At 64.2% G+C, this 10,391-nt stretch carries 10 protein-coding genes and 1 pseudogene; 3 read left to right on the top strand and 8 right to left on the bottom strand.

Annotated elements, in window-relative coordinates:
* Nucleotides 1-192 precede the first annotated feature (192 nt).
* Nucleotides 193-1,668, top strand: coding sequence for an FAD-binding oxidoreductase (locus tag IF809_RS37070; protein ID WP_462839959.1), 1,476 nt, complete (start codon nucleotides 193-195; stop codon nucleotides 1,666-1,668).
* Nucleotides 1,669-1,694: 26 nt separating this feature from the next.
* Here IF809_RS37070 and IF809_RS37075 read toward each other — a convergent pair whose 3' ends face one another.
* The 3 genes from IF809_RS37075 to IF809_RS37085 form a co-directional block, all read right to left on the bottom strand.
* The gene (locus IF809_RS37075) at nucleotides 1,695-2,231 is read right to left on the bottom strand and encodes a hypothetical protein (protein ID WP_462839960.1); all 537 of its coding nucleotides are present in this window, start codon (nucleotides 2,229-2,231) and stop codon (nucleotides 1,695-1,697) included.
* Nucleotides 2,232-2,378: 147 nt separating this feature from the next.
* Nucleotides 2,379-3,938: an acyl-CoA carboxylase subunit beta gene (locus tag IF809_RS37080; protein ID WP_462839961.1), complete on the bottom strand. Its 1,560-nt coding sequence runs from the start codon at nucleotides 3,936-3,938 to the stop codon at nucleotides 2,379-2,381.
* Nucleotides 3,868-4,842 carry an IclR family transcriptional regulator gene (locus tag IF809_RS37085; RefSeq protein ID WP_128966970.1) on the bottom strand — a complete coding sequence of 325 codons (975 nt, stop codon included), beginning with the start codon at nucleotides 4,840-4,842 and terminating at the stop codon, nucleotides 3,868-3,870. Before IF809_RS37085 ends, IF809_RS37080 begins: the two co-directional genes overlap by 71 nt.
* 94 nt (nucleotides 4,843-4,936) lie before the next feature.
* Here IF809_RS37085 and IF809_RS37090 point away from each other — a divergent pair, with 94 nt between their 5' ends.
* Nucleotides 4,937-5,158 (top strand): acyl-CoA carboxylase biotin carboxyl carrier protein subunit, encoded by a 222-nt coding sequence (locus tag IF809_RS37090; RefSeq protein ID WP_462839962.1) that lies wholly within the window; start codon nucleotides 4,937-4,939, stop codon nucleotides 5,156-5,158.
* Nucleotides 5,159-5,308: 150 nt separating this feature from the next.
* Nucleotides 5,309-7,156 carry a glutaminase A gene (gene glsA, locus IF809_RS37095; RefSeq protein ID WP_462839963.1) on the top strand — a complete coding sequence of 616 codons (1,848 nt, stop codon included), beginning with the start codon at nucleotides 5,309-5,311 and terminating at the stop codon, nucleotides 7,154-7,156.
* A gap of 141 nt (nucleotides 7,157-7,297) precedes the next feature.
* Here the strand turns inward: glsA and IF809_RS37100 are convergent, their stop codons facing one another.
* The 5 genes and pseudogenes from IF809_RS37100 to IF809_RS37120 form a co-directional block, all read right to left on the bottom strand.
* On the bottom strand, nucleotides 7,298-7,600 hold the full coding sequence (locus IF809_RS37100) for a nucleoside triphosphate pyrophosphohydrolase family protein (protein ID WP_164938753.1): 303 nt from the start codon (nucleotides 7,598-7,600) through the stop codon (nucleotides 7,298-7,300).
* A gap of 29 nt (nucleotides 7,601-7,629) precedes the next feature.
* The gene (locus IF809_RS37105) at nucleotides 7,630-8,157 is read right to left on the bottom strand and encodes a carboxymuconolactone decarboxylase family protein (RefSeq protein ID WP_462839964.1); all 528 of its coding nucleotides are present in this window, start codon (nucleotides 8,155-8,157) and stop codon (nucleotides 7,630-7,632) included.
* A 481-nt stretch (nucleotides 8,158-8,638) separates the two neighbouring features.
* The gene (locus IF809_RS37110; RefSeq protein WP_462839965.1) at nucleotides 8,639-8,998 is read right to left on the bottom strand and encodes a Zn-ribbon domain-containing OB-fold protein; all 360 of its coding nucleotides are present in this window, start codon (nucleotides 8,996-8,998) and stop codon (nucleotides 8,639-8,641) included.
* Nucleotides 8,995-10,131, bottom strand: coding sequence for a thiolase family protein (locus IF809_RS37115; protein ID WP_462839966.1), 1,137 nt, complete (start codon nucleotides 10,129-10,131; stop codon nucleotides 8,995-8,997). The genes IF809_RS37110 and IF809_RS37115 overlap by 4 nt, the downstream gene beginning before the upstream one ends.
* Nucleotides 10,132-10,139: 8 nt before the next feature.
* Nucleotides 10,140-10,391, bottom strand: a pseudogene (locus tag IF809_RS37120) (CoA transferase); the annotation flags it as partial.

A 10,391-nucleotide genomic window follows, 5' to 3' on the forward strand; every position in this document is an offset into this window, starting at 1 on the left:
TGTCAATCCTGATCGATGAAATCCTGTCACCTCCTAAGCGGAGACGGGGCGCAAGATGTTGGCGAAGATGTTGAGAGATATTGCGGGACATTGTCCCGGTGTTGCCGATAGACTTCGCGACGCAAACGTGGACAATGAGCCTCAAGCGCTTCGCGCGCGCAGTGCACACCAAGATGCGCCAGAGGAAACAAGATGCCGACCGCCTTCCCGTCGCCCGTCCCCGCCATCCCGACCGTTCCCTTGACCGATCACCTACGCGATGCGTTGCGTGCGATCGTGGGCGAGAAAGGCCTTATCGAGGACGAGCACGGCAAGCAGCCCTTCGTGACGGACTGGCGCGGCTTGCTGGTCGGCGGCGCCGGCGCTGTGGTTCGTCCTGGCAGCACGGAGGAAGTCTCGAAAGTGGTGCGGCTCTGCCATCAGCACCGCATCGCGATCGTGCCCCAGGGTGGCAACACCGGGCTGATGGGCGGCGCCACGCCGTGGCCCGCGCACACCGGCATCGTGCTGTCGCTGGGGCGGATGAACCGCGTGCTGGACGTCGATCCCGTCGGTTACGCGATGACGGTCGAGGCGGGCTGCGTGCTGCAGACGCTTCAGGAGACCGCGGCGGCGCATGACAGGTTCCTGCCGCTCAGTCTTGGCGCCCAGGGCTCATGCATGATCGGCGGCAATCTCTCGACCAATGCCGGTGGCGTACAGGTGCTGCGCTATGGCAATGCCCGCAATCTCGTCCTCGGGCTCGAGGTCGTGCTGCCCAACGGCGACGTCTGGGACGGATTGCGCGCGTTGAAAAAGGACAACACCGGCTACGACCTCAAGCATCTCTTCATGGGCGCCGAAGGCACGCTCGGCGTCATCACCAAGGCGGTCCTCAAGCTGTGGCCGGCGCCGAAAGACATCAGCACCGCGTGGCTGGCTGTCCGCGACCCACGCGCGGCGCTGGAGATCCTGTCCGAAGCCCATGCGGCATCCGAGGACAATGTCGGCTCCTGCGAGCTGATGAGCCGCGCCGCCATCGACATGGTGATGCGCCACATTCCCGGCGTCCAGGATCCACTGAAGGCGGACACGCCGTGGTACCTGCTGCTGGAATGGTCGTCAGCGCGGGCGCGCCGGGGCAGCACTGAAGGCATGTCCGAGAAGCTGGAGCAGTTTCTCGCCGACCAGCTCGAGGCCGGCCGCGTGCTCGACGCGGCGATCGCGCACGCCGGGCATCAATCGCGCAACATGTGGCGCATCCGCGAAGCTGTCGCCGAGGCGTCGCGGGCGGAGGGACCGGGGATCAGCTACGACGTGTCGGTGGCGATCTCCAGAATTCCAGATTTCATCGCCAAGGGACTGAAGGCCGTGCTCGAGATTCTCCCAAGCATCCGCCCTTATCCGTTGGGGCATATCGGCGACGGCAATCTGCATTTCTCGTTCATGGGCCCCATCGGCATGGATCAGCAGACGCTGAACCAATACACGGCCGCGATCACGCGGGCCGTCAACGATCTCGTCACCTCCATGGGCGGCTCGATCTCGGCCGAGCACGGCATCGGCATCGACAAGCTCGACGAGCTCAGCCACTACCGCTCGAAGACCGAGCTCGACATCATGCGCACCATCAAGCGCGCGCTCGATCCGCAAAACATCATGAACCCCGGGAAAGTGCTGCGGGTGTGAGAATGCTGCACACCCGCACCGCCTCCTCAGCCGTGCGGATTCACGACCGTGTAGCCCCGCAGCGAACGCGCGTGCATGCGCGTCGCGTGACCGCCCGAATTGGCGTCATACGCCATCCACATGTCGCCACCGAGTGACTGCTCCAGCACGAAGACATGCCCGTGGCGCGCTGCGACCATCCCCGGCGCCGGCGCCGTCCGCGGAAAGCGCAGCCAGTTGGACGCGAGATTCAACTCCGGCACGACGTGACCGAACACGCGGATCGCGGCGCCGCAGCCACAAAAAGACGACGGACAACCGGCCGGACGACCACCAATGACGCGATCACCGGAGACGCTGATCGTGCTGGCGGTGTTGCCGGCATCGGTCACCGTCATCTGTGTTGCGCGATACGCATGTAATGCCTGCCTGGGAGACCGCCCACGGCGCGTTTGCGCGTACGAGAAGTCGCACGGCATGGTGACGTTGCACTCGGCGGCCTGAAGACTGCGATAGGGCCGCGCTTCCGCGGCGACGGAGCTGATGACAATAAAAACGCACGCCGAAAGAACTCGGTTGATCATTGCAGGACTCTGGGTTGGAGGGTCCTGCCCCGGTCAGCAACAACCACTATCGGTTTGGCTGAAATGGGCCTGAAGAACGGCGAAAAGAGGTTGCCCTTGTGCGGGATTTAACCTGGGTTAACTTCCGGCACGTGGGCGGCTGCGCTTTTACGGCCGGATCGTCATGTTCTCCGGCGGTCCCGCTTTGCGCAGCGGCTCGGCCAGCCGCGCGAACTCGCACAGCAGCGAGCGCGTCTTGCGGGGATCGATGATCTCCTCGACCCAGAATTTTTCGGCCGAGCGGAACGGCGAGCGCAGCTTATTGAGCCGCTGCTGGATCTCATCGAGTTTGGCGGCCTTGTCCTCGGCCGCGTCGATGTCGGCGCGATAGGCGGCCTCGATGCCGCCTTCGAGCGGGAGCGAGCCCCAATAGGCCGATGGCCAGGCGTAGCGGATCGAGAAGCGGTCGGCCGGCTGATGCACGACGCCAGCGACGCCGAAGGCGTTGCGCAGGATCACCGTGCACCAGGGCACCGTGGTCTGGTTGACCGCGGCCAGGGCGCGGACGCCGTGGCGGATCGTTGCCGCCTTCTCGGCATCGAGGCCGATCATGAAGCCCGGGCAGTCCATGAGATAGACGATCGGCAGATGGAAGGTTTCGGCGAAGTCCACCCAGCGCACCACCTTCTGGCAGGCATCGGCCGTCCAGGAGCCGCCATAGTGGAAACTGTCGCTGGCGAGCAGCATCACCGCCCTGCCCTCGAGCCGCGCCAGGCCCACGATGATGGGCTTGCCGAAGTTCTTTGCGACCTCGAAGAACGAACCCTTGTCGACGACGGACTCGATGATCGGCCGGATCTTGTAGACCTGCTTGCGGTTGCGCGGCACTGCGTTGATCAGCGCCTCGTCGCTGCGCTCCGGATTGTCGGAACAGGGCAAGGTCGGCGGCAGCTCGTAAACCGACGACGGTAGGTAAGACAGGAAGCGTCGCGCGCAGGCAAACGCCTCCTCTTCCGTCTCGACGGCGTGATCGATCGCGCCGGCGCGGGTCTGGATGTCCGCGCCGCCTAGCTCCTCCTTCGAGAGATCCTGCCCCAGCGCCTTCACCACCGGCGGGCCCGCGACGAACATCGCGGACTTGCGGGTCATGATGGAATAGTGGCTCGATGCAAGACGTGCAGCACCTAGCCCTGCAACCGAGCCGAGGCCGAGCGCGACCACGGGCACGCGCGACAAATTCTCGGTCGTGAACCGGTACCAGCGGGTGCCGCCGATTCCTCCAGGCAGATTCGCCGCGCCCTTGGTCTCGATGGTCTTGACCGAGCCACCGCCGCCCGAGCCCTCGATGATGCGGATGATGGGCAGACGGAAGTCGTGCGCCATCTCCTCCGCCATTAAGGGCTTGGCCGAGATCGACGCATCGGCGGAGCCGCCGCGCACGGTGAAGTCATCGCCGACCACGACCACAGTGCGACCGTCGACGCGCGCGCGGCCGAACACGCAGTTCGCCGGCGTCACCTTCTGCAACTCACCGGTGGAGTCGTACTCACCGATGCCGGAGACGGCACCGATCTCGTGGAAAGTCCCCTTGTCGATCAGTCCGTCGATGCGTTCCCGAACTGTCAGCCGGCCCTGGTCATGCTGTCGCTTGACCTTGTCAACGCCGCCCATCTCCCGCGCGAAGGCTTCGCGCCGGGCGAGCTCGTCGAGTTCCGGCTTCCAGTTCATTCACTCCCTCCGAATGGATCGGCTTGTTATTGTTGTGCACGGCCATTGCGACCGGTTTACGCGAAATGCGGTTGTTGAAGACGTCGCCTTCCGCGCCTTCTACCAAGCTGCCGAGCGAGCGGCCGAGTTCGAGCATCAGCGGCGCGACTTCCGCATGCAGACGCTGCTCGTCATACATCGCGGACAACAGACCGATCGTGATGACCACGAAGGTCTGGTACTGCGGTGCCCAGATCGGCACCGCGAGGCCGTTGATGTGCGGGCTCCACAGGCCGCAGGCGACGACATAGCCGCGCTCGCGCAGCGACTGCCTGTTGGCCTCGATGCGGGGCTTGAGGATCTTTGCAGCCTCAGGCGCTTCCCGTTCCATCTCGGCAATGAAGGCATCGCCGACTTCCGGCGAGAGGGCTGCCGTGTAGGCCGCGCCCGCCGCGGTCGAGGCCATCGAGATGCGGCTGCCGGTGCCTTCATGCAGGCCGAGCGCAGAGGCCGAGCGCGCGAACTGGAGATAGACCAGATGGAAGCGATCGGGCACGACGAAGCCGACCGTGCCTGGAAGCTGCTCGGCGACTTCCTGCAACCGCTGGCGGATCATGCTGCGAAGCTGCGCACCCTTCATCATCGAGGCGCTCATCGCCACCGCGCTGGGGCCGATACGATATTTCTGATCGCGCGGCAAATACACCAGCTGTCCCATGCGCGTCAGCGTGTGCGTGAGGCGCGACACCGTCGAGCGCGGCAGGCCGCAGCGATTCGAAATCTCGAGATTGCCGAGCCGCGCTTCATGGCCCTCGAAGCATCGCAACACGTCGAACGCGCGCGAAACTACCTGGATGACATCACCCTCACCGGCATCGCCAGCGAGCGCACCTTGCCTGCTTAACCGCTCCGAACGTCGTCCCATGATCCCTACCGTTTGTTCCGCTCTGCGGAATTAAATTCCACTTGCAGATGACGCTACCTCAGGCATTTTGCGACGACAACAAAAAGGCGATGGCATGCCAGAAATTAAGATCGTGACGGAGGTCGCCGGTCGGATCTGCGCAACTCCCGTGCAAGTTGGGGGAACCGTCGCCGATGGCGATGAGATTGTGCTTGTCGAAGCGATGAAGATGGAGATACCGGTGCCTTCTCCTGCATCGGGCACACTCAAATCACTCCTCGTTGACATCGACGACCTCGTCGCCGAAGGCCAGACGATCGCGATCGTCGCGAGTTAAGCTCGCGCTGCCCGCAGCTTTCTTGTCCGCGACAATCTGAAACAGACGATATCAAGATGACGATCGGCGTCTTGCGTTCGGACGTCGCGCGGACGGGCGCGCTGGTATCGACGGGTTGCGCGTGCCCCGATTGCGTTGCACAAGGATGCGATGATAGCGCAACCGCCGCCCGCCTCTGCCTGGACCCGCTCGAAGCCGCCGCTGCTGCGGTTTCTCGATACTTGCCTCAATGAATTCTCCGCTGAAACGTCAGGCAAGGTGGCCGACTACATTCCCGAGCTGAGCAAAGCCGACCCTGCCTATTTCGGCATCAGCCTCGCGACGCTCGACGGCCATGTCTACGAGGTCGGCGACTCCAGGGTCCCCTTCACCATCCAGTCCATGTCGAAGCCGTTCGTGTTCGCGCTGGCGCTGGACCTGCTCGGCGCGGGCAAGGTCGAGAGTGCGATCGGCGTCGAGCCGTCGGGCGATCCCTTCAACTCGATCCGGCTCAATTCCGAGAACCATCCGTTCAATCCGATGGTCAATGCCGGCGCGATCGCCTGCACCGGGCTGATCTACGATAGCAAGGGCCCAGAGGCCTTTGAGCAGATCTGGCTCGCGCTCGGCCGCTTCGCGGGGCGCGAACTCGCCGTCGACGAGGCGGTCTACGCGTCCGAGAGCCAGACCGGCGATCGCAACCGCGCCATCGGCTATCTGCTCAAGACCAACGCGGTGATCTCGGACAACGTCGCCGGCGTGCTCGATGTCTATTTCCGGCAATGCGCGGTGCTGGTCACCGCGCGCGACATCGCAGTGATGGCGGCAACGCTTGCCAATCGCGGGATCAACCCGGTGACCGGCGAGCAGGTGCTGACGCCTTACGCGATCTCGCGCACGCTGTCGGTGATGACGTCGTCGGGCATGTACGACTATGCCGGCGAATGGATCTACCGCATCGGCATCCCCGCCAAGAGCGGCGTCGGCGGCGGCATCCTGGCGGCGCTCCCCGCCCGCCTCGGCCTCGGCAGCTACTCGCCGAAACTCGACAAGCACGGCAACAGCGTGCGCGGCATCAAGGTCTGCGAGGCGCTGTCGTCACATTATGACCTGCATATGCTCAACCGCAGCGACGACGCCCGCAACGCCGTCATTGCCGACTACGACATCGGCAAGAGCCCGTCACGCCGCGTCCGCCGCCAGCAGGAGCGCGACATCCTCGTCGCGCACGAGCAGGCGGTGCGGGTGATCGAGCTGGTCGGCGTGTTGTCGCTCTCGGCCGTCGACTACGTCTCGCGTCGGCTTGCGGGGCGAGCGCGGCCGCAAATCGTCGTGTTCGACCTGCACCGCGTCACGTCGACCACGCGCGCCGGCGCCCGGCTCATCGCCGAAGCCTTCGAAGAGCTCGCCGCGCTTGATGTAACCGTGGTGATTTCAGGCGTCCGCCGCGCCTCCAGGGAGTGGGACAGCCTGCGGGAATGGACCGCGAAGCTGAAGAACGTTCGCGACTTCTACCTGCTCGACACCGCCATCGAATGGGCGGAAGACCAGATCGTTTACCGCTATGGCGGCTCGATCGATTTTCATGAGACCACCGAGCTGTCGGAGCAGCCGCTGCTCGACGGCCTCGGCGAGGAAGAGCTGATCGACCTCGCCTCGATCTGCACCATCAGGACCTATCAATCCGGCGCAAAGATCATCACAACCGGCGATCCTGCCGATGCCCTGTTTTTCCTGCGCAGCGGCGCGGTGCATGTCACACTGCGCGACGGCGTCAGGCTGGCGACGCTCACCGCCGGCATGGCCTTCGGCGAGATGGCCCTGATCGAGACCATCCGCTCCGCCGACGTGTTCGCGGATATGGCGGCGACCGCGTTCGTGGTCCCTCTGAAAGAATTCGAGCGCTTCCGCAAGCAGCACCCGGGCGCCTCCGAGCGGATCATGCGCAACCTGGCGCAACTATTGGCCGATCGACTGATCGTCGCCAACACCAAGGTCGACATCCTGACGTCGACTTAGTGGTCTCATCCCCGAGTGCTCGTCATGCCCGGGATTGTCCCGGACATCCACGTTCTTTTCGCGCGGTAAGGAGTGGATGGCCGGGACAAGCCCGGCCATGACGGCGCGGAAACTGACGGTGCCCCAAATGCGCCTCGCACTCTACCGGCTTGCCGCCTCGCTGATCCGCCGTTTGATCTTGGCGGCGCTGGCCTTGAGCAATTCGGACGGTTGCTGACCGGTGGCAGTGCACAGGCAGGCCCAATAATAGATGACATCGCCGAGCTCTTCGACGAGACCCGCCTTGTCGAGCCAGTCGTCACGCAGCAGCTTCTTGATGTGCTCGGCGACCTCGCCGGCTTCACCGGCAAGCCCAAGCCCGAGATAGGACAGCCGTTCGTTCGAGGGATGTTCATCGACTTTCGCTGTTATCGCGGCCCAAGCCGCATATTCATCGATCGTCATGACCATTCCTCGCTCGCCCAAGCTTTGGATCAGCCCACCACTTCGGTGACGGGCTGGAGATCAATCTCGAATGTCTCCAGGAACTTTGACGTCATGATGTAGAATCCGACCGAGAGCTGCAGCTCGACGAGCCCCGGGGGCGTCAGCCTGGCGGCGATCGCCTTGAAGGTCGCATCGGTCGGCTTCTTCAGCTTGACGATCTCGTCGGTGAAAGCCAGCGCAGCGCGCTGGGTCTCGTCGAAGCAGGTTGCGGCCTGCCAGTTTTCGAGCGCCTCGTTCTGCGCGTCGGTGACGCCGACATTCTTGCCGATGCGCTTGTGCGCGATGACCTCGTACGGCGCTTCGCACAGAATGCCGGTACGTGTGATCGCGAGCTCGCGCACGACAGGATCGAGCTCGCCCTTGTGCCTGATGGCACCGCCGAGCCGGCAGTACTGCTCAAAATAGCTCGGCGAATGCGCCATCATGCGGAAGATGTTGGCGTTTCGATTTTTGTCGAGGATTTCGCGGGTGCGGTCGGACGCCTTGGATGGGTCGCTGTAGTCGATGCGGGCCATGATTTGCCTTGAGTTTTCCTGAGGCTTTTGATGCTTATTGTCTTTGTCGCGCTAAGTTCCCTCGAACTCTAATTGCGCGCGGACGCAGGAGCAACATCATCGAGTCAAATTGCCGCCGCATTGCTGATCGACCTTGGCACAGTCGATATTCGCCGCGTGGGGACACATTGCGGTGAATACTCGAAGTGGGGTGTTCCGAGTAAAAACAATTGGCCGTCTGCGCGCTCACCACGCAACGATGAGTCACGCCCAAGTCTAGGGAGATAACGGCATGAAGGAAGCCACCAAGGGGGCAGCCTCGGGAGCGCTCGCGCATATGCTGGCGGTGACGGCGATGCTCGTCATCGCCAGCATCTTGTTCTACGGGCGCTAGTCAGGGTTCTTCAGTTTTCGTCATTCCGGGGTGGCTCTCGCACAGGCCAGGCCCAGAATACCCGTTCCAGGCTCGGTCCCTTGGACCGCCCCCGAATGACGGATCCCGTTACGGTTCCTTCGTGAAGTACGGCACGAGCTTGCCGGCAAAAGGCCTGAAGCCCGCGGTGACGGCATCGCCGATCGACAGTCCGTTCTCGCCATGGGCCATCATGCGAAAGCCCTCGGCGCAATCGACCAGCAGGATGTTGTAGGGCACGTGGGCGCGCGTCTCCGGCGTGGCGGCCCGGCAGACCAGCGAGGCCGCGTAGACCGTGCCCCTGCCGCTGGCGCGCTCCTCGCGCGGACCTCCCGTTCCACACGCCGCACAAAAGGCACGATGGAAGTACTGCACATGACCGCACGCGGTGCAGGTCTGAAAAACGATGGCCTCTTCGCCACCGGTCCAGTCCACAAGATCCTCGCTCATCGCACCCGCTCCAGAAACATGCTGACATGGGACGACAGCACGCCGCCGTCGCCGTGCAGCAGCGCGATCGAGGCGTCACGCACCTGACGATTCGACGCCCGCTCCGTCATTTGCAAGTGGGCCTCGACCAGATGCGCCATGGCGCCGCCGACGCCGCAATGGCCGTAGCTGAGCAGGCCGCCATGGGTGTTCAGCGGCATCGCGCCGTCGCGGCTGAAATGACCGGCACGCACCCGTGCTGCCGCCTCGCCGCGGCCGGCAAGGCCGAGGTCTTCCAGCAGCATCGCGAGCGTGATGGTAAAACTGTCGTAGATCGCGGCGTAGCGCACGTCGGAGATCGCGAGGCCCGTGGCCTCCTTGGCGCGCGCGAAGGAGATCTCGGCGCCGAGTTCGCTCAAGTCCGGCGCCGCCGTGACATGCTGATGGGTGTGCGCCTGGGCACAGCCGCGGATACGGACCCCCGCCTCTCCGGTCCGCTCGCGGCTGACGACGAAAGCCGCACCGCCGTCGGACACCGGACAGCAGTCGAGCAGCTTGAGCGGCATCGCCACCGGCTTCGAGGCCATGACGTCGGCAACCGTGATCGGATCATGGAATTGCGCACCAGGATGCGTGCAGGCGTGCGCACGCATCAGCACCGCGAATTCGGCGAGATCCTCGTCGGTCACGCCGTATTCGTGCATGTATCTGCTGGCGACGAGGCCGTAATAAGCGGGAATGGTCGGCCCGAGCGGCACCTCGTACTCAGGATGCCCCACCTGTGCCAGCGCCTGGATCGAGGCATCGCGGCACTGTCCGGTCAGGCGATTCTCGCCGGCGACGACGAGCACGTTGCGCGCAACGCCCGCTTCGACGAGATGGTGGGCGAGCATCGTCATCGCGAGGCCCGTGGCGCCGCCGACCTGCACAGCATGAGCGTAAGACGGGCGGATGCCAAAATGTTCGGCGAACACGGTCGCCAGCATGATGTGCGGCGAGACCGTGGAATAGCCGCAGAGGATGCCGTCGATCTCGGCCCGCTTCAGCCCGGCATCGTCGAGCGCGAGTTGGGCAGCCGTGCTCATCAGGTCAAGCGAGGATGAGCCTTCGTGCTTGCCGAACGGCGTGAGGCCGACGCCGGTGATGAAGCTCATGAATCCCCCTACTCCGCCGCCGGCCGCGTGACGCCGTCGCGGATCATGGCGGCGATCTCGTCAGCGGCGTAGCCGATCTCGCGCAGGATCTCCGCGCCGTGCTCGTTGAGGCGCGGCGCCAGGCGCACCGGCTCGGCCTGGCTGTCCGACCAGGTCGCCGTGACCTTCATGCTGCGGATCGGACCTTCGGTCGGATGGTTGACGACCGGAAAGAAGCCGGTCGCCTCCAGATGATCGTCGTGCAGGATCGAGGCGAGATC

The organism is Bradyrhizobium sp. UFLA06-24, assembly GCF_054967145.1.

What these genes read in the sequence shown, in the direction of transcription:
- glsA (WP_462839963.1), top strand. Translation starts at nt 5,309, where the DNA reads ATGATAGCGCAACCGCCGCCCGCCTCTGCCTGGACCCGCTCGAAGCCG.
- IF809_RS37070 (WP_462839959.1), top strand. Translation starts at nt 193, where the DNA reads ATGCCGACCGCCTTCCCGTCGCCCGTCCCCGCCATCCCGACCGTTCCC.
- IF809_RS37080 (WP_462839961.1), bottom strand. Translation starts at nt 3,938, where the DNA reads ATGAACTGGAAGCCGGAACTCGACGAGCTCGCCCGGCGCGAAGCCTTC.
- IF809_RS37090 (WP_462839962.1), top strand. Translation starts at nt 4,937, where the DNA reads ATGCCAGAAATTAAGATCGTGACGGAGGTCGCCGGTCGGATCTGCGCA.
- IF809_RS37105 (WP_462839964.1), bottom strand. Translation starts at nt 8,157, where the DNA reads ATGGCCCGCATCGACTACAGCGACCCATCCAAGGCGTCCGACCGCACC.
- IF809_RS37110 (WP_462839965.1), bottom strand. Translation starts at nt 8,998, where the DNA reads ATGAGCGAGGATCTTGTGGACTGGACCGGTGGCGAAGAGGCCATCGTT.
- IF809_RS37100 (WP_164938753.1), bottom strand. Translation starts at nt 7,600, where the DNA reads ATGACGATCGATGAATATGCGGCTTGGGCCGCGATAACAGCGAAAGTC.
- IF809_RS37075 (WP_462839960.1), bottom strand. Translation starts at nt 2,231, where the DNA reads ATGATCAACCGAGTTCTTTCGGCGTGCGTTTTTATTGTCATCAGCTCC.
- IF809_RS37115 (WP_462839966.1), bottom strand. Translation starts at nt 10,131, where the DNA reads ATGAGCTTCATCACCGGCGTCGGCCTCACGCCGTTCGGCAAGCACGAA.
- IF809_RS37085 (WP_128966970.1), bottom strand. Translation starts at nt 4,842, where the DNA reads ATGGGACGACGTTCGGAGCGGTTAAGCAGGCAAGGTGCGCTCGCTGGC.